The organism is Kitasatospora sp. NPDC096147 (genome assembly GCF_044763225.1).
Classification (GTDB): Bacteria; Actinomycetota; Actinomycetes; order Streptomycetales; family Streptomycetaceae; genus Kitasatospora.
Map to the genome: position 1 here is coordinate 41,859 of NZ_JBIWFX010000019.1, position 21,399 is coordinate 63,257.

Genomic DNA, 21,399 nt, shown 5'->3' on the forward strand with positions numbered 1-21,399 from the left:
GTTTCCGGCCATTCCCGCCAAAGCGTGCCGGTACTGTGATCGGGCTGTGTAGGTTCACGATCCGGAAGGTGTCATTCGCCTTGCAATCGGGGGCAGTTAAGACCGACAGGACCCGACTGCCGCCACCCTCACCTCCGAAGACGGGACACGTATGAGCACCCCGAGCACCGGAACCCCCGCCACCACCCCGGCGAGCACCAGCACCCCTGCGAGCACGCCGTCGCCCGCGATCGAGGTGGACAGGGCGGCGCTGGACGGCGCGACGCCGAAGGACCTGCTGCCGAGTACCGGCAACTACCCGACGGAGATCGTCCGTTACCGGTCGGTGGTGCTCACCGACATCCCGAACGCGAAGCCGACCAGGAAGCTGACGGGTGCGATCGACCTCGGGGAGGAGAACCTGCCGTTCTACGACCGGCCGGCCGAGGGCATGATCGTCACCACCGAACAGAGCTGGTCCGCCCAGGGCGTCACGCTCGGCCGCCTGCTGCACAGCCTCGCCCTGGCGCCCGGGGAGAGCACCAAGGTCGCGGTGGTGGACTGGCAGAACACCACCAAGGCCACCGGCACGGAGAAGACCACCGAGGCCGACACGCTGTCCTCCACCACTGACCAGAACCGCTCGATCAGCGAGGTCGCCAACGCCATCGCCCGCGAGGAGCAGCACGGCGACTCGATGGGCTTCCAGTTCAGCAAGTCCTCCAGCGGCGGCGGCAGCGTCGGGTTCGCGGGGTTCTTCGGCGGCATCGGGGGGAACTGGAGCAATTCGGAGAACACCGGCTTCTCCACGGCGGTGTCGCGCTCGACCGGGGTGAAGTCGGTGGCGGACGAGGCGACGCAGCGGATCAGCGCGCGGACGCAGCAGCTGGCGACGGCGGCGCGCAGCCGGAACATGACGGTGGTGCGCGAGACCTCGCAGGCCGAGAAGGACCAGGTGCTGACGCGGGTCGTCACCAACTACAACCACATGCACGCGCTGTCGGTGCAGTACTACGAGGTCGTGCAGGTCTACACCGTGACGACCAAGCCGACCAAGCTGGAGCGCTGTCTGTTCATCCCGCTCCAGGAGCTCACCTTCACCTACTCCAGTCTCCAGCGCTACAAGGAAGTCCTCGCCTCCGCAGCGCCGGCCCACTGGGCGGCGGCGATCCGGGCGGCGAACCCGTTCGAGACCACCGTGCGCAAGCTCGACGCGCTCACCGCGCCCGAGGCGCTCCAGGCCCAGACCTTCGACGGAGTGGACCTGGCCGACATCGCCGCCGGGCCGCTGGGCGTGTACGGGGTCCGCAAGGCCGACGGCAGCCCGGTGCGCTTCGACCCCGTCAGCCGGCAGTGGAACCCGATGCCCACCACCGGCCTGTCGGGCAGCCTCAACCGGATCGCGCCCGGCAAGGACGTCGTCTGGGGCTTCCGGGCCGACAAGACGGTCGTGCACTTCGACGGGACGACCTGGAAGGCCGACCCGCAGGGCTTCAAGGGCCTGAGCCTGGCCTGCGGCGGCGACGGCACCCTCTACGTCGTCGGCGGGGACAACACGCTCTGGCAGTCCCCTCACTTCGGCACCTGGCAGCCCCTGAACGTGCAGGCCGACGAGGTCACGGCGTTCGGCGGCAAGGTCTGGTACCACCGGCAGGGGAAGATATTCGAGCGCAGCGCCACCGGCTGGTCGGAGCGGGCCGCCGCTACCCCGAACCGCCTGTCCGCCACCGCCGACGGTTCGCTCTGGGGCTTCTTCAAGTCCGGCGAAACCTCGGCGGCCCTCGTGCTGGAGCCCGGTGCGGCCACCTGGGGGCAGTCCACCAACCCCGTCCTCAAGTCGTTCACGGGCGGGACGGCGGCCATCGTCTCGGCCGTCAGCGGGGACCACTGGGTCCTCAGGAACGACGGGACGCTGCTGCGCCACCTCACCACGGCGCGGGAGACCCCGGCGGCGTTCGACTTCCCGCCGAAGACCGACTCGCCGTACGCCTCGCGGATCGACGTCTGGTACGACGAGGTCGGCATCCGCAGCATCCAGGCCGTCTTCCCCGGCCAGACCGCCCGCTGCGGCGACACCGGCGGCTCCGGCATCCTGCGCCAGGCCTCCTACACCTTCGGCGGCGCCGACAAGCTGATCTCCGTCGACGCCTGGTCCGGCACCGCCGCCCGCGGCAGCCTGGCCGGCCTGCGCCTGACGATGACCTCGGGGGTGGCCAACTTCGGCATCGCCGAGACCACCACGCTGGCCCCCGACCTGACCGAGGACGCCGGCGGCGCCTCCGCGATCTGCGGGATCTTCGGCTCCACCGTGAAGACCGGCAGCCGCACCTACGTCTCCTCGCTCGGCTTCCACGTGCGCGGCGGCAACGTCTCCCAGCAGGTGCTGGACCACCTGAACGACAACCGCCGCCACTACAGCCAGGCGGTGTGGGCCAACGCCGACGAGCTGACCCTGAGCCGGATCCTCGCCAACTACTCCTACACCCCGGCCGGCTCGACCGCCGCACCGGTACCGCTGGGCATGCTGCTGGACCCCCGGCCGATCGCCGCGACCGGCAACTACCTGGGCTTCCGCTGGAACTTCGCCAGTGAGAAGGAGCGCGAGGACTGGACCAAGACCCGCAAGGCGGCCGACAACACCTTCGGCGCCCCCGTCACCTCGACGGTGGCCATCGCCACCAAGGGCGTGTTCGCCGAGGCCGTTCTCGGCCGGGCGAACTCCGCGGAGAAGATCGACCTCACCCGGTTCTGGAACTGGAAGGACTCGCCGATCCAGATCACCCCGGCCGACATCGCCCCCGTGTCCACCGCCTCGCGCGCGCAGAACCTGGACACCAAGGTCGCACCGCTGGCCGCTTCCGAGGCCAGGTACACCCCGCTGGTGGCGATGCCCGACCCGGTCGGTCTCCAGACCGCGCAGGCCATCGCCACGGCCAACCTGTTCCGCGACATGAGCGGCATCAACAACGTCACCCAGATCCTCACCAAGGGCATCGAAGCCGCCGCCGGCAACGACAAGGCCGCCGGCGAACGCGGCCAGGAAGCCCTCAAGACCGCCACCGAGCACATGCAGAAGATGAGCCAGATCGCGGTCGACGCCGCCACCAAGCTCGCCCCCGCCGCCCTCGGGCTGCCGCCCGGCAGCGGCAACCTCACCAGCCTCGGCGGCATGATGAACCAGGACGGCAAGGACAGCAAGGACGGCGCCGCCAAGAAGTAGTCCGGCTGCACCACTCGACAGCCGTCCCTCGGCCGGCCTGCTCCGGGCAGGCCGGCCGAGGGACGGCCCCGACCCGGAGTCCGCGACGGGTCCGCACCGGCACCCTCGCCGTGGCGGCGCTCCGCCCGCTGCGGAGGCGGACGGTGACGGCCCGTCAGGATGATCGGAACGAGCCGGAGCCGAAGTTGCCCGCCCCCACCAGGTGGGCGAGGCTGAGGCCATGTCAGCCCACCTCACCGACTCCGCCCTGCTCGCCCTCCGCGCCGAGGCCGTCGACCGCTTCGGCGCCCTGGTCCGCGCCGTCCCCGACGACGCTTGGCAGGCGCCCACCCCATGTGCCGACTGGACGGTGCGTCAGCTCGTCAACCACCTCACGGCCGAACAGCTCTGGGTACCCGACCTGCTGGCCGGAGCCACCGTCGCCGAGGTCGGCGACCGCTTCGACGGCGACGTGCTGGGCGCCGACCCGGCCGGGGCCTGGACGGCGGCCGAGGCGGCGGCCCGGGCCGCCTTCGCCGCACCCGGCGCGCTGCGGCGCACCGTCCACCTCTCCTACGGCGCCCGGCACGCCGACGGCTACGCCCGGGAGATGACGGTGGACGCGATCGTGCACGCCTGGGACCTGGCCGAGGCGATCGGCGCCGACAGCACGCTCGACCCGGCCGCCACCGCGTTCGGTCTGGCCGAACTCACCCCGCAGCAGGACGCGTTGGCCGCCTCCGGGCTCTTCGACCGGCCCGTCCCGGTACCGGCCGACGCCGACCCGGGCACCCGCCTGATCGCCCTCACCGGCCGCGACCCGGCCCACCCGCTGCCCGGCCGCTGACCAGCCCCGGCGGCGCCCGGCCGACCGGGCGTCAGCCCAGCGGCGACCCGTGCGGGGCATCCCGGGATCCGGTCCGGTCGCGCTCCCCCCGGGGGGGCGGACCGCGACCGGGCATGCCGACCATCCTCACCACCGTCCCACGAGCGACACCGGCCAGGTCTCCCGACCCGACTCGACCGCCACCGGCGCGGGGCGGGGCGGGCCGGAGAGCCTCGCCGACGCACCCGGACCCAACCGGCCCGAGCGCCCTGAACTCACCCCGAGCGGGTATCCGTGGTAGGACTGCAAGTCGTTGATCAGGCCGGTCGCCCGTTCGGGAGGGCACCGGCCAGGACGGAAGGAAGCCGATGAAGGTCGGGATCGGTGAGATCGCCGCACACGCGGGCGTCAGCGAGGCCACGGTCAGCCGGGTGATCAACCGGCGCCAAGGCGTGGCGAAGGGCACCCGGGACGCGGTCGAGCGCGCCATGGCCGAGCTGGGCTACGAACGCCCGGTCCAGGGCCAGCTGATCGCCGTCTTCACCGAACACGTCTCCAACCCCTTCTTCACCGACGTCGCCGAACGGATCGAGACCGACCTCGCCCCGCACGGCCTCAAGACCGTGCTCTGCCCGGTCTTCTCCGGTGGCGTCCAGGAGCGCGACTACATCTCCTCCGTCATCGACAAGGGCATCGCCGCCGTGGTCTTCCTCTCGGCGTCCAACACCCTGGACGACGCGGACACCGAGGTCTACGAGATCCTGCGCACCCGCCGCATCCCCTACGTCGGCGTCAACGGCGCCTTCGCCGACGGCGTCCCGGCCCCGGTCTTCTCCACCGACGACCGGCAGGCGGCGGAGCTCGCGGTCGACCACCTGTACAAGCTCGGCCACCGCAGCATCGGCATGGTCTCCGGCCCGGCCGGCAACCGCCCCGCCGACCTCCGGGTCCGGGGCTTCCTCGACGCCACCGTCCGGCGCGGCCTCACCGACGCCGATCGCCCGGTGGTCCGGCAGTCCTACACCGTCGAGGGCGGCCAGGCCGCCGCCACGTCCCTGCTCGCCGCCGGCGCCACCGCCATCGTGGCGGCCAGCGACTTCATGGCCCTCGGCGTGATCCGGGGCGTGCGCCGCCAGGGCCGCTCCGTCCCCGACGACGTCTCGGTGGTCGGCTACGACGGCACGATGATCACCGAGTTCACCGATCCCCCGCTCACCACCGTCCGCCAACCCACCGAACGCCTCGCGCACGGCGTCTCGCGCGCCGTCCTCGACCTGGTCGGCGGCCGGGAGACCCCGGCCGGCGAGCTGCTCTTCGATCCCGAGCTCGTGGTCCGCAACACCACCGGCCCGGCGCCGTCCTCCTGACACCGCTTCACCTCCAGCCCTCCCCTTCCTCCCTCACCCTCCCTCGGACGAGTGGCACAGGGCGGGTGGGGGTGCGCTCCACCGGGAACGCACCCCCACCCGCTGACCTCCTGCTGCTCACGGCCCGGAGCTGCCCGGGGCGCTGGTTCTCGTCGAGCACCGCTGCGGTGCTTCACCGAGGAGGAGCCGTCGGTCGGCCGGGCGTCCCGCACCGTTGCCGATCCGTGACCTGACGTCCCGTCGGCCGGGCATCCGGGGCAGGCACCCACCTCCGCCTGGTAGGGTCCGGCCCGACCTCCTGCACTCCCGGCCCCGGGCCGCCTGCGGCGCTCACGCGCAGCAGAGGAACCGAGTGTGAACGCACGCCCCCGCCCCCGGAACGGCCTGACCGTCCCGGCCGCCATCGCCGCCGTCCTGGCCCTGACCGGCGCCGTCACCACCACCCCCGCCTGGGCCGCACCCGTGCTGGCCACACCTGCGGCGCCGCCCGCAGCAGCGCCCGCCACGACCGTTCCGACCGTGGCCTGCGAGAGCCAGGACTCCCCGGACAAGGGCTGGATCCAGGTCTTCTACGTCCACCGCGAGGGCCGCAGCCGCTTCGGCGAGCTGCGCGAGGGCATCCAGCGGATCGCCTGGGACGTCGACCAGACCTTCGACGCCAGCGCCCGCCGCTTCGGCCAGAACGACAGCCGCCGCCTGCGCTTCGTGCAGACCCCGGACTGCCGCATCGAGGTCACCCCGATCGCCCTGGCCGGGCTCCCCGACACCCTCGCCCTGGGCAAGGTCGGCGAGGCCGTGGAGAAGGCCGTCCGGAGCCAGGTCGCCAAGGGCGACGACCGCTGGTTCCAGCGCCACAAGCCGCTCTACTTCGTGGACGTGGAGGGCGCGGACGGCTGCGGCATCGGCGGCGGCAGCGACGCGGGCGGCCTCGGTGACGGCTTCGGCATGACCACCCTCGACTGCTGGGGCGAGGCCGCGATGACCCACGAGCTGATCCACGGCTTCGGCATCAGCCACTGCGACGAGAACCACGAGCAGGGCAACGACCCGATCTGCCGGGGCTACGACCCCACCCCGCGCTGCGACGACGTGCTGGCGGGCTTCGTCCTGGACTGCCGCAAGGACGAGTTCGCCTACTTCGACCCGCGCCCGGCCCCGGGCAGCGTCCTCGACCGCGAGCCCGGCCGCAACGTCGCCAACAGCGCCTACCTGATCCGCAGTCAGCCCACCCCCGCCCTGGACGTCCGCCTGCTCAACCTCTCCACCGGGGCCTGCCTCACCGCCGCCGGACCGGACCGGGCCTGCGGCCCCGCCGAGACCTGGCAGCGGACCGTCCGCGCCGACGGCTACCTGCGCTTCGAGCTCAAGGGCACCGGCACCTGCCTGACCGCGCCGGCCACCGACCCGAAGGGCGCCGCCCTGGCCGCCTGCAACGACGGCGACCAGCGGCAGAACTGGTGGGTGGAGGACGGCTACGGCCCGCTCAAGGACCACCTTCAGCTGATCAACCGGGCCACCACCGAGCGGATCGCCGGCGGCGGCGACAGCGGCAGCTACAAGCTGCTGCCAGCCGGCGCCCCGGTGCCCTCGGCGGCCCCGACCCCGAACGCCGCGCCCAAGCCGACCACCTCCGGCTCCACCCCCACCGCCCGCCCCTCGGCGAGCCCGACCCGCTCCAAGGCGGCCGTCCCGGACGCCCCGATCCGCCCGTCCGGCAGCACCTCCCCCTCGGCCCGCCCCGCCGGCAGCACCCCGGTGTCGGGCACCGCCGCCCCCGACACCGGCACCGGCCTGGCGGCCACCGGCACCGACTCAGACACCCTGCTGGTGTCCGCCGTCGGCGGCCTGGCCCTGCTCGGCCTCGGCGCCGGCCTGCTGCTCGGCAACCGTCGCCGCCGCGCCCGCGCGGCCTCCCGGCACGGCCGCTGACCGACCGGGCCCCGGACGGACCGCCGTCCGGGGCCCGGCCCTGCACTCAGGCCGCCATCGTGCGACGGCTCGGCCGGGCCCGGGCCGGGATCCGCACCACCCGGCAACCCGCCGCACCGAGCAACCGCAGGGCTGCCGCACTCTCCGCGTCGTCGGCGGAGAACACCCACGGTCCGGGGATCAGCACCACCCGGTGCCGACCCGCCAGCACCTGCCGGACCAACTGCTCGAAGGCGGGCCGGTGTTCGGCGTCGGCGTAGCCACTGTCGAGGTAGATCGTCGGCGGCCTCATACCCAGGCGCAGCGCGAAGCGCCGGGTGGCCTCCTGATAGGCCGTCATGCGGCGCGGGTCCTGCGGGTGGCAGCGCAGGTAGACGGCCGGTACGGGGACGGGGACGGGGACGGGGCTGAGGGTACCCATCGTCGGCTCCTCGGGTCTGCGGGCCCGGCCGTGGCGGGTGACCGCCCGGCCGGTTGGTTCCGAGCACCACCCTCCTCGCCCTGGCCCGGCCCCGGTACGGGGAAACCACGGACAGCACCACGGACGTCCCGCCCGCACCCCGGCCCCGTCGAGCTCACCGACGCGGGCCCGCCCACCCTCGACAGCAGCGCCTCCCACCCGCCGCCGGAGTCGGCCGAGGTGCCGCCGGCCCGGCAACGCCGGACAGCCTCCGGAGCACGGTCCTGCCCGTCCCCGGAGGCCGGACACGCCCGCGCCCGACTCCCCGCCCTGCCTCCGGGGCCCGGAATAGACTGGGCAGCCTGATGGCGGCCACCGACACCCTGCCGGCCGAGGTCTCCAGCTTCGTCGGCCGGCGACGCGAACTCACGGCGGTCCGCGAAGCGCTCGCGGCCACCCGCTGCCTGACCCTGCACGGCATCGGCGGCGTCGGGAAGACCCGGCTCGCCCTGCGCGCCACCGCCGACCTGCGCCGGGCCTTCCCGGACGGCACCTGGTTCGTCGAGCTGGCCGAGACCGCCGACGGCGCGCTGCTCGCCCAGACCGTCGCGGAGCGGCTGAACCTCAACGACCCCTCCGGCCGCCCGCCCGAGGCCGTGCTCACCCGCTACCTGGAGACCCGGCACGCCCTGCTCGTCCTCGACAACTGCGAGCACCTGCTCGACGCCTGCGCGGCCCTGGTGGACACCCTGCTCCGGGCCGCCCCGGCGCTGCGGGTGCTGACCACCAGCCGGACGGTGCTGGGCATCGACGGCGAGCGGGTGCTGGAGGTCCGTCCGCTCTCCCTCCCGGACCCGACGGGCACCGGCACGCCCACCGGTTCGGACGCGGTGGACCTCTTCGTCGAGCGGGCCGGCGACGTCTCACCCGGCTTCCGGCTGGACGACGCCAACACGGCCGCCGTGGCCGAGCTCTGCCGCCGCCTGGACGGCCTCCCGCTCAGCCTGGAGCTGGCCGCCCGTCGGCTCCGGGTGTTGACGGTCCCCCAGGTACTGGGCCGGCTGGACGACCGCTACCGCCTGCTGGTCGGCGGTAGCCCGGCCGCCCGGCCGCGCCAGCAGACCCTGCGGGCCCTGGTGGACTGGAGTCACGACCTCTGCTCCCCGCCCGAGCGGCTGCTCTGGGCGCGGCTCTCGGTGTTCCCCGGCGGTTTCGACCTGGACGCCGCCGAGGCGGTCTGCTCCGGCGACGGCCTCGCGGTGGACGAGGTGCTCGACCTGCTCGGCGGCCTGCTCGCCCAGTCGGTGCTGACGGTGGACCGCAGCGGCCCCCGGGCCCGGTACCGGATGCTGGAGACCCTGCGCCAGTACGGACGGCACCGGCTCGCCGACGCCCCGGCGGCGGCCGAACGGGTCGCCCTGCGGCACCTGGACTGGTGCCTGGAGCTGGCCGCCACCGCCCGGGCCGACTGGTTCGGCGAGCAGCAGGCGGAGGTCTTCACCCGTCTCCGGGCCTGCCACCCCAGCCTGCGGGCTGCCCTGGAGCTCTGCGCCACCCGGCCCGACCGCACCACCGACGGCCTGACCCTGGCCTCCCTGCTGGCCTACCACTGGATCGCCACCGGCTTCCTCTCCGAGGGCCGGCACTGGCTGGCCCGGCTGCTGGCCGCCGACGACTCGGCGGGCCCGCCCCGGGCGCTCGCGCTCTGCACCGCCGCCCGGCTGGCCGCGCTCCAGGGTGACGGCCCGTCAGCAGCCGCCCTGCTGGCGGAGGGCAGCACCCTCGCCGAGCGGCTGGCCGACCCGCCCGCGCTCGCCCAGGCCCGGTACGCCGCCGGGCTGGCCGCGCTGACCGACGACGACCTCCCCCGGGCCCGGGCCCTGCTGCGGGAGGCGTTCGCGCTCCAGGAAGAGGCGGCCGACGACCCGGCCGGGCTGGTCACCACCGGCATCCACCTGGCCTCGGTGGAGGCCCGGCTGGGCACGGGCGAGCGGGCTGCCGCCCTGCACGAGCGCTGCCTGCGGATGTGCACGGAGCGCCGGGAGGGCTGGTTCCGCTCCTGGGCGCTCTGGGCCCGGGGCGTCGAGGTGCTGCGGGACGGCGCTCCGGCCCGGGCCGAGCTGCTGGTGCGGGAGGCCCTGCAACTGCGCCGGGCCTTCGACGACCGCCTCGGGGTCGGCCTCTGCGTGGCGGCCCTGGCCTGGACCGCCGTCGCCCAGGGCCGTCCCGGGGCGGGCGCCCGCCTGCTCGGCGCGGCCGAGGCCGTCCAGGAGTCGGCCAGCTCGCACCTCTTCGACCACCTCCGGGAGGACCGCCGGCGCAGCGTGGACCTCGCCCGGCAGCAGCTCGGCGACACCGCCTTCGACCGGGCCGTGGCCGAGGGCCGCACCCTGGGCTACGAACGGACGGTGGCCCTCGCCCTCGACGAACCCGAACCCCCCGCCCCGGCCGCCACCGCCCGCCCGGGCCGCAGCGGGCCCCTGACCCGCCGGGAGACCGAAGTCGCCGAGCTGGTCGCGGACGGGCTCTCCAACCGCGAGATCGCCGAACGGCTCGTCATCTCCACCCGCACCGTGGAGTCCCACGTCGAACACGTCCTGGCCAAGCTCGCCTTCACCTCCCGCGCCCAGATCGCCACCTGGATCACCGAACGCCGCACCGGGACAAGCTCCGACTCCGGCGGTGGCACCGGCCGACACTGACCGGAAGGCCGGCCGAATCACCGCCGCAGGACCGGCTCAGCCACCCTCGGGGCCGTGCGGGCCCCGGGCGATCAGGCCGGCGAGTGCCTGCCGCACGATCCGTCGGAACCGCACCCCCTCGTCCTCCGCCGGCTCCGCCTCCGACTGCCCGGCCATGGCCGCCGCGAGGTACGGGTGTCCACCCCGGGCCGCGGTCTCCCCGAGGTACCCGGCCTGCGCCGCCTGACGGCCGTTCAGTTCACGGCCGGCCTGCGACTCCGCGCGGGCGAACTGCTCGGTCAGGGCGTTCAGCACGGCGGTCACCTCCAGGGCTGCCCGGCCGGGCAGCCCTGCCGGGGCGAGCGCCCGCAGCGCGTACTCCAGGAAGTCCATCCCGCGCGGACCGATCCGGAGCGGCTCCGGGGGCACGTCGACCAGCCAGCGATGCCGCAGCCGCACGGCCCTCGCCCGGACCGCGAGTGCGACCAGGTCCTCGACCGGGTCACCGGTGAGCGGCACGGCCAGGTCGATCTCGCCCGCGACCGCGTCGGTCATCAGGTCGAGCAGGTCGTCCCGGGAGCCGAGGTAGCGGTACAGCGACGCCTGCCCGGTGCCCAGCTCCGCGCCGACCTGACGCATCGACACCGCCGCGAGGCCGTCCCGGTCAGCCAGCCGGACGGCGACCCCGGCCAGCTCCGCGCGGGTGTGCCCGGCGGCGGGCCCGCGGGCACCACGCTCCGGCCGGGTCCAGACGATGACGGGCTCCTGGGCCACGCGTGCACCTTCCTCTCTGCTCCGCTGTCCTGTCGCTGCCTGCAAGCGTCCCCTATGCTGAAACTGCGAACTACATTCGCACTTTATCGGGAGGCCGCCATGTCCGAATCCGCCCAGCACCCCTGGACCCCCGTCCGCTTCGCCGAGAACGGGCCGGTCCGCCTCGCGTACGACCGATTCGCCGGGCCGGCCGCCGGGGAGCCGCTCCTGCTGATGACCGGCCTCGGCGTCAACCGGCTCTGGCTCCCGGACGGCCTGTGCCACCTCCTCACCGCCGCCGGCTTCGCCGTCGCCCGCTACGACCAGCGCGACGGCGGCGAGTCGACCCACCTGCCGCCCGTCGCCACCGGGAACCCCGTCACCGCACTGTTCCGCAAGCGCGGCGACGCCTACACGGCCGAGGACATGGCGGACGACGCGATCGCCGTCCTGGACGCGCTGGCCTGGCCGTCCGCCCACCTGCTGGGCGTCTCGCTCGGCGGGGCGATCGCCCAGCGGGTGGCCCTGCGACACCCCGGCCGGGTCCGGACCGTGACGACGATGTCGGCGGTTCCCGGCGATGTCGCGGGCCTGCGGACCCTGCGGTTCATCCGGCTGGGGACCCTCGCCAAGTTCACCCGGCTGAAGTTCCCAGCCACCCGGGAGGGCGCGGTCGCCGCGAGCGTCGCGGTCGCCCGGCTGCTCGCCTCCCCGGCCCGCCCCTTCGACGAGGACGCCGCCCGCGCGACCGCCGAACGCACCGCCGACGCGGGCGTCCACGACCAGCAGGCGCAGAGCCGCCAGATCGGCGCCCAGTGGCACGGCGGGCCGATCAGCGTCCTCCGGCACCCGACCCTGGTCCTGCACGGTGCCGACGATCCCCTGATCAAGCCCACCGCCGCCACGGCCATCGCCGCCCGGATCCCGAACGCCCGCAAGCTGCTGCTGCCCGGGGTCGGCCATGAACTGCCCGAACCGGTCTGGCCCACCGTCGTCGGCGAGCTCCGCGCACTGGCCGACGCGGACGCCGGCCGAGGCGTGCGTCCGTAGGAGACCTCGCATAGCGGCGCCGACTCGGCCTGCGGCACGCCGGAGCTCCGCACGGGCTCCGTCAGTCGGGCCTGCGGCCGGGGACGCTGACACACCGTCACAGTGCGGCGGGCGGGTCCCGGAGCGCAGAGCGTCAGATCGGCCGATCGGGATCGTCCAGCCAGGCGCCACGGCCGCTCGGTTCACGGTGAGGCCAAGACATAGGACGGGGTCGCCCCGCGTGGCATCGCGACGCTCCACACATCAGTGACGCCCCGTCAGGAGTGCGTGCGCACGGACCGGGTGTGGCCGGCTCCGGGGAACCGGCCACACCGGCCAGGGGCCGGAGGTCAGTGGGTCTTCAGCCACCAGTCGACGACGGCGACCAGGACGGGGGCCGGGGCCTGGGTGAGCAAGGCCAGCAGGGCGGTGCGGCCGACCTGACGGACGGTCAAGGTGCGGGTGGGCGAGGTGCCCACCGGCACGTCAGAGGTGGACTCGTCGGCGGACTCGGGCTTGGCGGTCGGGGCGTTGGTCACAGGGGGTCCTCTCGGTGGCCGCTGATACGGGGTCGCCGGGCCCGGTGTTGGTTTCGAAGGTGTCACCGACAGCCACCGGGAGTCCCAACATGCGGGCGCAGAGGGCATGGTGAGCACTACGCTGCTGGTCGGTGACGGGGTACCCCGGGTACCCGCCGACCCCCTTGCGGGCAGGGCGGGCACCTGCGGGTGGGTGAGAGGCGGGGCGGCATGGCGGTGCCGGGGGGCGAGTCGGAGCCGGGTCCGAAGCGGCATTCGCTGCATCTGGGCCTGCTGGAGCTGAAGGAACGGGCGCAACAGGCTCGCAAGGCGCAGGGGGCCCTCTACGGGCAGGCGGTACTGGAGAGTGCCGTCCGCCGCACCGAGCGAGCCGGGACCGGGACCTTCGCCGGCCAGCGGATCAGTTCCTGGGTGCCTGCGGCCGACCGCGGCCGTGAGGCACAGGTCCCGCAGGACATCGAGGTGCTGATGGCGGTGGTGGCGGTGTGGTCCTCGTGGGCCGGGGCGCAGTCACTGGTGGAAGACGGCCGGCTGAACGCGCGCTGGCTGCGCGCGGAGCGGCCCCGGTGGGAGCGGCTCCTGGAGGAGGCCCGTGCGGAACGCGACGCCGCCCGGACGGCCGTTGACGGCACCGATGACCAAGAGCGGCTGCAGGAAGTCGAGTTGGCGGCCTCGGTGGCGGCGTACCGGCAGCGCGTGCAGCAGGTGCACCGGCGGCTGGACCTCGACGTCCTGGGGGCCTCGGGCAGTGCCGGCGAGCAGCCGGAGATCGAGGTGCGGCAGGTCTTCATGCCGCAGTCGTGCCGCCCGCATGTGGTCAAGGTCCCGGGTGAGGTCCGCCGGTTGCTGATGGCAGCAGGCGAGCTGGCGGAGGCGGATCTGCCGCCCGGCCTGGAGGCCGACGCGGCGCGCGACCTGCGCAAGGACTACCACGGGCAGCCCGCGCGGCCGGTGCTGGAGGTGCTCGCGGGCGAGGGCGGGCGGCGGATGGTGGTGCTGGGAGATCCCGGTGCGGGCAAGTCGACGCTGGTCAAGTTCGCCGCGCTGGCGTTGGCCGGAGCACCGGAGGAGGTACCGGCCGAACTCGCCGGGTTGTCCGGACTGGTGCCGGTGGTGGTCGAGTTGCGGCAGTACGCGCAGGCACAGTGGCGTGAGCGGACGATCGAGGACTTCCTGGAGCACGTGGAGCAGCAGGACCGGATGTGCCTGCCGCGCACGGATCTGGAGCGCCTGCTGGCTCTGGGCCGGGCGGTGGTGTTCTTCGACGGCCTGGACGAGGTCTTCGATCCGCAGGTGCGGGCGCAGACCGCACGACGGATCACCGCGTTCGCCGCAGCCCACCCGGGGGTTCGGGTGGTCGTGACCTCGCGTGAATACGGCTACCGGGCCGGGGAGTTCACCGCGGCGGGCTTCACCCAGGTGATGCTCCAGGACCTGGAACGCGGGCAGGTCGAGCGGTTCATCCGGCTCTGGTACGCCGCCGCGCATCCGCAGAGGCCGTCACTGGCTGCGCAGTTGAGCGAGCGTCTGCTGGGGGCGGTGCGGGGGGTGCGGGCGGTGGCGGAGCTGGCGGGCAACCCGCTGCTGCTCACCGTCGTCGCCTCGATGGGGCTCGGCAAGACCATCCCCCGGGAACGGCGCGAGGTCTACGCCCACGCGGTGGAGGTGCTCATCGAGCAGTGGGACAAGGACGCCAAGTTTCTCCACCCGCACGCGCACGTCACCGGCGAGGCGGCCCAGGCGCTGGAGTGGCTCGACGTCGACCGGCGCCTGAAGGTGCTGCAGCGCATCGCCCGCCGCATGCAGGAAGGCGCCGGGCGCCCGGCGGGCACGTTCATCCAGCACAGCGAGCTGACCGCCATCATCAGCGCCTACCTGACCGAGCAGAACGTCTCCCGCACCGCCTCCGACATCGCCGCCGGCCACGTGGTCGCGCGACTGCGTGACCGCAACTTCCTGCTCGCCCACTACGGTGGCGGCATCTACGGGTTCGTCCACCGCACCTTCCTCGAGTACCTGGCCGCCAGCGACCTCCTGGAGCGCTCCCGCGAGGAGGAGTGGACCCGCGACGAGACCGTCGCAATCCTGGCCGAACGTGCACAGGACCCCGCCTGGCACGAGGTCCTGCTGCTCACGGCCGGCAGCCTTCCTCAACGGGGCGTGGCGGCTCTCATCGCGAACCTGCTCCACCAGCACCAACGCCGACGCAAGTCCGATGGATGGTCAGTACCGATGCTGGTACTGGCCATCCGGGTCCTGGCCGAGGTCAAGGAGATCGGCGCCTCGCCCACACCGAGGACGAAGGACCGGCACCTGTCGGTAGCCGCGCAGAGCGACGCCGTCATCGACGCCCTCACCATCACGCTTCGCTGGATCCCGTATCCCTCCATCCACGAGGCCCTGCCGGCCCTCGGGACCTTCGACCGCTTCTGGAGCGGCCGCGAACGCTACCTGCGCTGGTACCACGCCCACGGGACACAGAGCGGCTCGAGCACCGCCGGCAGCGTCGCCGCGGCTCTGAGCTGGGACTGGGACGGGGCCCACCAGCACACGCGCATTCCATGGGACCCGTTCCTCCGTACTGCAGCGTTGCGGGTGCTCGGAGAACGATGGCCGGAGCGGGACGACAGCCGGCGAGCCGTCCTGGCCGCCACCACCGATGCCGACCCCCAGGTGCGCCGCACCGCCCTCCGCCTGCTCGGGCGGTACTGGCCGGAGCGGGACGACAGCCAGCACGCCGTCCTGGCCGCCGTCGAGGACACCGACACCGACACCGATGCCATCGTCCGCCGCACCGCCCTCGACACGCTCGGGGAGTACTGGCCGGAACGCGACGACAGCCACGCAGCCGTCCTGGCCGCCACCCAGGACACCCACCCGGACCTGCGCCGCACCGCCCTCAACCTCTTGGGGGAGTACTGGCGGAATCGGAGTGAGAGCCACCGAGCCGTCCTGGCCGCCACCACCGACACCCACCCCGAAGTCCGCCACACCGCCCTCTACACACTCGGAGACTGCTGGCCGGAACGCGACGACAGCCACACAGCCGTCCTGACCGCCACCCAGGACACCGATCCCAACCTCCGCGCCATCGCCCTCGATGCCCTCGGACACTACTGGCCGGAAGGGCACGGCAGCCACGGCCTCGTCCTGGCCGCTACCACCGACACCCACCCCGAAGTCCGCCACACCGCCCTCTACGCACTCGGGGAGTACTGGCCGGGCCACGACGACAGCCACACGGCCGTCCTGACCGCCACCCAGGACACCCAGGCCGGTGTCCGCGCCATCGCCATCGACGCCCTCGGTCGGCACTGGCGTGAGCGGGACGACAGCCACCGCCTCGTCCTGGCCGCCACCACCGACACCCACCCCGAAGTCCGCCGCAGTGCCATCCAAGTCCTCGGAGACTGCTGGCCAGAACGCGATGCCAGTCACCGCGCCGCCGTTGCCGCCACCAAGGACACCGACGCCCACGTCCGTGCCGGCGCCCTCGACTCCCTCGGACAGTATTGGCCAGAGTCGGACCACAGCCACCACGCCGCCGTAGCCGCCACCAGGGACACCGACACCCAGGTCCGCCGCACCGCCCTCCGTCTGCTCGGACGCTGCTGGCCGGAACGGGACGACAGCCACGGCCTCGTCCTGGCCGCCACCCAGGACACCCACCCCGACATCCGCGACAGCGCCCTCGACATCCTCGGTCAGTACTGGCCGGAACGGGAGGACAGCCGACAGGCCGCGCTGGCCGCCACCCAGGACACCCATCCCCGCATCCGCCGCACCGCCCTGGACCTGCTCGGGGAGTACTGGCCGGAACGGGAGGACAGCCGACACGCCTTCCTGGCCGCCACGGCCGACTCCGACACCGAGGTCCGCCGCACTGCCCTACAGGTCCTCGCGGTGCGGTTCCCGGCCCTGGCATGGCCGGTCGTGTGCGGGCACACCGATGAGGAGCAGCCGCCTGACGTCAGGATGTGCGTGATCAAGTTGCTCACACTGCTGTGGCCGGACGCGCCGGACACTCTTCCCCTCATTCGCGCAATGGAGCGGCACGACGACGAGGACATTCGCCGGACCGCCGGGGAGGCACTGTCGTTCTTGGGTACGCAGTGACCGACCAGCCCCTCCGGGGTTGATCACCGAGGATCCACCCTCAGCCTCGGACGGGTTCTCGACACCAGAGCAGTGCGGGACCTCCGCCGGCGCAGGCAGCAGGTCGTCGGCCCGCACGAAAACCCGCCCTGGTAGCCGGACTTCGCCGATCGCCGTTCCGTGCGGTGCCCGTGCGTGGCAGGGTGCTGGCAGGTACGCGGGTGAGGGGGAGCGATGGGACTGTGGGAGCAGGTGCCGGCGCTGGTCGGGGTGGTGGTGGGGGCCGTGGGGTCGATCGCCGCGTCGAGCGTCGCGGAGCGGAGCCGGTGGCGGCGGACACGGGCCGAGCGGTGGGACGAGAAGCGGTTCCAGATCTACGTGGGGTACGCGAACGCGCTGAAGGCGCAGATCCGGATCGCACAACGGATCGGGGCGGCCCGGGGGTTCGCCAACGTGGTCGACCCGTTGGAGCCGGAGGAGGGCTTGAAGCTGCTCGCCGAGGCGGAGTCGCGGCGGGCTGCCGAGTGGGAGTCGGTGCTGCTGGTGGGGGACGCGGAGACCGTCGCCGCTGCCCGGGCCTGGCACGAGGCGGTGTGGAACGTGGAGCTGTACGCACGGGGTCTGCGGACCGATCCGGTCGGGTGGGCGCAGGCGGAGCAGGTGATGAGCCGGGCCCGGGACGCCTTCTACGAGCGGGCGCGCGGCGACCTCGGGATCGCCGGGCCACCGCCGCCCTCGGGCAACTGGCCGCGGCCCTGGCAGGCGGAGAGCGGAATCCCCGGCGGCGGCTGAGCACCTGACGGGTGGTGAGCGGAGGCACGGGCGGCGGTCGGGGAGGGATGAGCGGCCACTGCCCCTCCCCGACCGGTCCGCCCCGCCCTCTCCTGCCGTCAGGCCGGACGGATCGTCAGGACCGTCTCGGCCCCGGCGGTCAGGTGCAGGTCCTCGTCCTTCCGGAGGTGCGGGACCACCCGTCCCACCCCGTCCGTGACCGTCACCGGGCCGGTGCCGGCCGGCAGGCGGACCGTCAGCTCGCCCGCGCCGACGGTGCCGACCCGGGCCCAGGTCAGGGTGCCGGCCGCCCAGCCGATGCCGACGGTCACCCCGCCCGGGGCGCGCAGGCCGGTGACGGTCCCCTCCGGCCAGTCCGCCGGGAGGGCGGGCAGCAGGCGCAGCACGTCCTGGTGGGACTGGAGCAGGCAGCGGGCGATGGCGGCGGTGGCGCCGAAGGTGGCGTCGATCTGGAAGAACTCGGGCGGGCACATCCCGGTGAGGTTGGGGAAGGTGTAGGCGGCGAGCAGTTCGGTCAGCGCGCGGTGGGCCGACGCACCGTCACCGAGCCGGGCGGCCAGCGCCGCCGCCCAGGCGGCGCTCCAGCCGGTGCTGCCGCCACCGTGGTCGAGCCGGTGGCGGAGGGCGGCGGCTGCGGCGGCGGCCGGGCCGGGGGTGGTGACCGGATCGATCCGCTCGCCGGGGAACAGGCCGTACAGGTGGGAGAAGTGCCGGTGGCCCGGGTCCTCGGGTGGGAAGTCCCCGTCCCACTCCTGGAGCCGGCCCCCGGCCCCGACGCCCGGCTCGCGCAGCCGGGCGCGGGCCTGGTCCAGCCGGTTCGCGAACTCCTCGTCGGTGCCCAACTCCCGTGCTGCGGCAGCACAGTCGGCGAACAGCTCGCGCGCCAGCTCCAGGTCCATGGTGGTACCGGCGGTGACGGCGGCGTAGCCGCCGCCGGGGGTGCGGAAGTGGTGCTCGGGCGAGGTGGAGGGGCAGGTGACCAGCGCGCCGTCCCCGTCCTCGACCAGGAAGTCCAGCAGGAAGAGCGCCGCGCCGCGCATCGCGGGGTAGGCGCGCTCGGCCAGGAAGGCGCGGTCCCCGCCGTAGCGGTAGTGCTCCCACAGGTGGGCGCAGAGCCAGGCTCCGGCCATCGGCCACATCGCCCAGCTCGGCGAGCCGGCCACCGGGGCGGTCGGGCGCCAGAGGTCGGTGTTGTGGTGGACGGTCCAGCCCCGGCAACCGTAGAGGTCACGGGCGGTGGGGGCACCGGCCTCGGCGAGGTCCTCGACCAGGCTCAGCAGCGGTTGGTGACACTCCGCCAGGTTGGTGATCTCGGCCGGCCAGTAGTTCATCGGCAGGTTGACGTTGGTGGTCCAGTTGCTGTTCCACGGCGGGGCGGTGTCGTCGTTCCAGATGCCCTGGAGGTTGGCGGGCTGGCTGCCGGGGCGGGAGGAGGCGATCAACAGGTAGCGGCCGTAGGCGAACAGCAGGGCGGTCAGTCCTGGGTCGTGGCGGGTGGCGCGGAAGGCGGCCAGCCGCTCGTCGGTGGGCAGGGCGCTAGTGGGCAGGGCGCCGACAGCCCCGGCCGGGCCGAGCCGGAGCGAGCAGCGGCGGTACAGCGCCCGGTGGTCCCGGACGTGCTCCTCCAGCAGTTCGCGGTACGGCCGGGCCACGGCGGTGGCGAGCACGTGGCACGCCTCCCGCACCGGGCCGTCCTCGGGGCCGACGGGCCGCTCGCGCCAGCCCCGGTAGCCGGTGGCCAGGGCGATCGTCAGGGTGGCCCGGTCCGCGCCGGTGACGGTGAGGGTCCCGTCCTCCGCCGCCCGCACGGTGCCGCCGACGGCCTCGACGTGCAGGGCCGCCGCGAAGCCGGTGCCGGCGTCGGGGAGGTAGGTGAGCGGGGCCGGGCGGTCGAACTCCAGGTGGGCCGGGGCCCGGCCGGTGAGCAGTGCGCCGGACGGGCCGACGGCGTGGGTGGTGCGGGGGTGGGGGGAGGTCAGCCGAGCCGAGAAGGCGAGCGCGCCGGGCCGGTCGACGGTGAGGTCCAGCACCAGCACACCGGCCGGTGCGGACTGGAACGCCTCGCGCCGGTGGTGCACCCCGCCGCGCAGGTACTCGACGGTGTGGACGGCCCGGTCGAGATCGAGCACCCGGGCGTAGCCGGTGGCCTCACTTGCCCGGCCCCCCGCCTCCGGACCAGCCACACCCGCCCGGCCCCCCGCCTCCGGACCGGCCGCATCCGGGAAGTCCAACAGCAGGGCACCCAGCGGCTGGTAGCCCTGCCCGAACGGCCCCTGGAAGCCGGCCGCCAGCCGGTCCGCCCGTTCGTGGTCCCCGTCGCGCAACACCGCGTCCCGCAGCGCGGGCAGCCCGGCGGCGGGCGGCGGCCCGGTACGGGCCGGCACCGGGCCGCCGGACCACAGGGTGTCGGCGTTGAGGTCGATCCGCTCCTGCCGGACACCGCCGTGGATCATCGCGCCGTCGCGGCCGTTGCCGAGCAGCAGGGCCTCGGTGGCGGTGGTGGCCGGGGCGGCGTAGTGCAGCTGATGGACCATCGGTTCGTCGTCCTCCCGGAGGATTCGCGGGTCGCTCACCACTCGGCGAACGACCCGTCGGTGTGCTGCCAGAGCGGCGGGCGCCAGGCGTGGCCGGTGCGGGCGGCCTCCCGGACGACGCCCTCGTCCACCTCGATACCCAGGCCCGGGCCCTCCGGGCGGCGGATCCGGCCGTCCGTCATGTCGAAGACCGAGGGGTCGCGGACGTAGGCCAGCAGGTCGTTGCCCTCGGCGTAGCCGATGCCCAGACTCTGTTCCTGGATCAGGAAGTTGGGGGTGGCGAAGTCGACCTGGAGGCTGGCCGCCAGGGCGATCGGGCCGAGCGGGCAGTGCGGGGCGAGCAGGGCGTCGTGGGTCTCGGCGGCGGCGGCGATCCGGCGCACCTCGGAGATGCCGCCCGCGTGCGAGAGGTCGGGCTGCACCACCGCCACCCCGGCCGCCAGCGGCTCGGCGAACTCCCGCCGCGAGAACAGCCGTTCACCGGTGGCGATCGGGATCGGGGTGGACTCCACGATCCGCCGCAGCTGCGCGCCGTGCTCGGGCAGCACCGGCTCCTCGACGAAGAACGGCCGCACCGGCTCCAGCAGCGGCAGGATCGCCAGCGTGGCGGCGGTGGAGAACCGGCCGTGCACGTCGATCGCGATGTCCACCTCGTCCCCGACCGCCTCCCGCAGCACCCGCATCCGGTGCGCCCAGAACTCCAGGTCGCGCTTGGACGGGATCGGGTCGGCGGCCTCGGTCAGGTTGACCTTGACGGCGGTGAAGCCCTGGGCGACCTTGACCTTGGCGTCGGCGGCCAGCTCGTCCGGGTCGAGGCCGTGCACCCAGGTGTACATCCGCACGGTGTCCCGGACGGCGCCGCCGAGCAGCGCGTGCACCGGCACGCCGAGCGCGCGGGCGGTGATGTCCCAGAGCGCCTGGTCGATCCCGGCGACGGCGCTCGAGAAGACCGGGCCGCCCCGGTAGAAGCCGGACTTGGTGAGGGTCTGCCAGTGCTGCTCGATCCGCCGCGGGTCCCGGCCGACGAGGTACTCGAAGTGGGTGTCGACCACCGCCTTCACCGCCTCGGCCCGGCCCTCGACGATGGGCTCGCCCCAGCCGCTGATCCCGGCGTCGGTGTCGACGCGCAGGAACAGCCAGCGGGGGGCAACCAGGAAGGTCTCCCAGCCGGTGATCTTCATGCCAGTCCTCCTGAGGGCGTGTCAGTCTTCGTGCGGGTGACGCTGCGTACGGATCAAGCTGCGTACGGGGCAGGCGGTCCGGGTCGGGGGCAGCC

13 protein-coding genes are annotated in these 21,399 nt (G+C 74.0%); 8 read left to right on the plus strand and 5 right to left on the minus strand.

Annotation, left to right across the window (positions count from 1 at the left end):
* Positions 1 to 151 precede the first annotated feature (151 nt).
* The 4 genes from ACIRBX_RS34860 to ACIRBX_RS34875 all read left to right on the plus strand — a co-directional run bounded on the left by ACIRBX_RS34860 (position 152) and on the right by ACIRBX_RS34875 (position 7,300).
* A complete protein-coding gene (locus ACIRBX_RS34860; RefSeq protein ID WP_402303648.1) occupies positions 152 to 3,199 on the plus strand; it encodes a hypothetical protein in 3,048 nt (1,015 codons plus the stop codon).
* A gap of 220 nt (positions 3,200 to 3,419) precedes the next feature.
* Positions 3,420 to 4,025 carry a TIGR03086 family metal-binding protein gene (locus tag ACIRBX_RS34865; RefSeq protein ID WP_402303651.1) on the plus strand — a complete coding sequence of 202 codons (606 nt, stop codon included), beginning with the start codon at positions 3,420 to 3,422 and terminating at the stop codon, positions 4,023 to 4,025.
* Between the two features lie 347 nt (positions 4,026 to 4,372).
* Complete coding sequence (locus tag ACIRBX_RS34870) at positions 4,373 to 5,371, plus strand: LacI family DNA-binding transcriptional regulator (protein ID WP_402303653.1); 999 nt, start codon at positions 4,373 to 4,375, stop codon at positions 5,369 to 5,371.
* 354 nt (positions 5,372 to 5,725) lie between these two features.
* Positions 5,726 to 7,300, plus strand: a complete 1,575-nt coding sequence (locus ACIRBX_RS34875) for an LPXTG cell wall anchor domain-containing protein (protein WP_402303656.1) — start codon at positions 5,726 to 5,728, stop codon at positions 7,298 to 7,300.
* Positions 7,301 to 7,346: 46 nt separating this feature from the next.
* On the opposite strand, the gene ACIRBX_RS34880 is transcribed toward ACIRBX_RS34875, so the two are convergent.
* Positions 7,347 to 7,721 (minus strand): hypothetical protein, encoded by a 375-nt coding sequence (locus ACIRBX_RS34880; RefSeq protein ID WP_402303658.1) that lies wholly within the window; start codon positions 7,719 to 7,721, stop codon positions 7,347 to 7,349.
* 344 nt (positions 7,722 to 8,065) lie between these two features.
* Between ACIRBX_RS34880 and ACIRBX_RS34885 the strand changes: the two genes are divergently transcribed.
* On the plus strand, positions 8,066 to 10,402 hold the full coding sequence (locus tag ACIRBX_RS34885) for an ATP-binding protein (protein WP_402303660.1): 2,337 nt from the start codon (positions 8,066 to 8,068) through the stop codon (positions 10,400 to 10,402).
* A gap of 36 nt (positions 10,403 to 10,438) precedes the next feature.
* On the opposite strand, the gene ACIRBX_RS34890 is transcribed toward ACIRBX_RS34885, so the two are convergent.
* A complete protein-coding gene (locus tag ACIRBX_RS34890; protein WP_402303662.1) occupies positions 10,439 to 11,155 on the minus strand; it encodes a TetR/AcrR family transcriptional regulator in 717 nt (238 codons plus the stop codon).
* A gap of 99 nt (positions 11,156 to 11,254) precedes the next feature.
* Between ACIRBX_RS34890 and ACIRBX_RS34895 the strand changes: the two genes are divergently transcribed.
* Positions 11,255 to 12,184, plus strand: a complete 930-nt coding sequence (locus tag ACIRBX_RS34895) for an alpha/beta fold hydrolase (RefSeq protein ID WP_402303665.1) — start codon at positions 11,255 to 11,257, stop codon at positions 12,182 to 12,184.
* Positions 12,185 to 12,513: 329 nt separating this feature from the next.
* Here ACIRBX_RS34895 and ACIRBX_RS34900 read toward each other — a convergent pair whose 3' ends face one another.
* The gene (locus tag ACIRBX_RS34900; RefSeq protein ID WP_402303666.1) at positions 12,514 to 12,702 is read right to left on the minus strand and encodes a hypothetical protein; all 189 of its coding nucleotides are present in this window, start codon (positions 12,700 to 12,702) and stop codon (positions 12,514 to 12,516) included.
* 210 nt (positions 12,703 to 12,912) lie between these two features.
* Between ACIRBX_RS34900 and ACIRBX_RS34905 the strand changes: the two genes are divergently transcribed.
* Positions 12,913 to 16,818 (plus strand): HEAT repeat domain-containing protein, encoded by a 3,906-nt coding sequence (locus ACIRBX_RS34905; RefSeq protein WP_402303668.1) that lies wholly within the window; start codon positions 12,913 to 12,915, stop codon positions 16,816 to 16,818.
* 213 nt (positions 16,819 to 17,031) lie between these two features.
* The gene (locus ACIRBX_RS34910; protein ID WP_402303670.1) at positions 17,032 to 17,589 is read left to right on the plus strand and encodes a hypothetical protein; all 558 of its coding nucleotides are present in this window, start codon (positions 17,032 to 17,034) and stop codon (positions 17,587 to 17,589) included.
* Positions 17,590 to 17,687: 98 nt separating this feature from the next.
* On the opposite strand, the gene ACIRBX_RS34915 is transcribed toward ACIRBX_RS34910, so the two are convergent.
* Together ACIRBX_RS34915 and dgoD are read right to left on the minus strand one after the other, a co-directional pair.
* Positions 17,688 to 20,123, minus strand: a complete 2,436-nt coding sequence (locus ACIRBX_RS34915; RefSeq protein ID WP_402303672.1) for a glycosyl hydrolase family 95 catalytic domain-containing protein — start codon at positions 20,121 to 20,123, stop codon at positions 17,688 to 17,690.
* 35 nt (positions 20,124 to 20,158) lie between these two features.
* On the minus strand, positions 20,159 to 21,304 hold the full coding sequence (gene dgoD / locus ACIRBX_RS34920) for a galactonate dehydratase (protein WP_402303674.1): 1,146 nt from the start codon (positions 21,302 to 21,304) through the stop codon (positions 20,159 to 20,161).
* Positions 21,305 to 21,399 lie beyond the last annotated feature (95 nt).

Bases quoted from the DNA above. Each gene is read 5' to 3' on its own strand.
- ACIRBX_RS34915 (WP_402303672.1), bottom strand. From the start codon at position 20,123: ATGGTCCATCAGCTGCACTACGCCGCCCCGGCCACCACCGCCACCGAG.
- ACIRBX_RS34880 (WP_402303658.1), bottom strand. From the start codon at position 7,721: ATGGGTACCCTCAGCCCCGTCCCCGTCCCCGTCCCCGTACCGGCCGTC.
- ACIRBX_RS34905 (WP_402303668.1), top strand. From the start codon at position 12,913: ATGGCGGTGCCGGGGGGCGAGTCGGAGCCGGGTCCGAAGCGGCATTCG.
- ACIRBX_RS34870 (WP_402303653.1), top strand. From the start codon at position 4,373: ATGAAGGTCGGGATCGGTGAGATCGCCGCACACGCGGGCGTCAGCGAG.
- ACIRBX_RS34885 (WP_402303660.1), top strand. From the start codon at position 8,066: ATGGCGGCCACCGACACCCTGCCGGCCGAGGTCTCCAGCTTCGTCGGC.
- ACIRBX_RS34865 (WP_402303651.1), top strand. From the start codon at position 3,420: ATGTCAGCCCACCTCACCGACTCCGCCCTGCTCGCCCTCCGCGCCGAG.
- dgoD (WP_402303674.1), bottom strand. From the start codon at position 21,304: ATGAAGATCACCGGCTGGGAGACCTTCCTGGTTGCCCCCCGCTGGCTG.
- ACIRBX_RS34860 (WP_402303648.1), top strand. From the start codon at position 152: ATGAGCACCCCGAGCACCGGAACCCCCGCCACCACCCCGGCGAGCACC.
- ACIRBX_RS34910 (WP_402303670.1), top strand. From the start codon at position 17,032: ATGGGACTGTGGGAGCAGGTGCCGGCGCTGGTCGGGGTGGTGGTGGGG.
- ACIRBX_RS34895 (WP_402303665.1), top strand. From the start codon at position 11,255: ATGTCCGAATCCGCCCAGCACCCCTGGACCCCCGTCCGCTTCGCCGAG.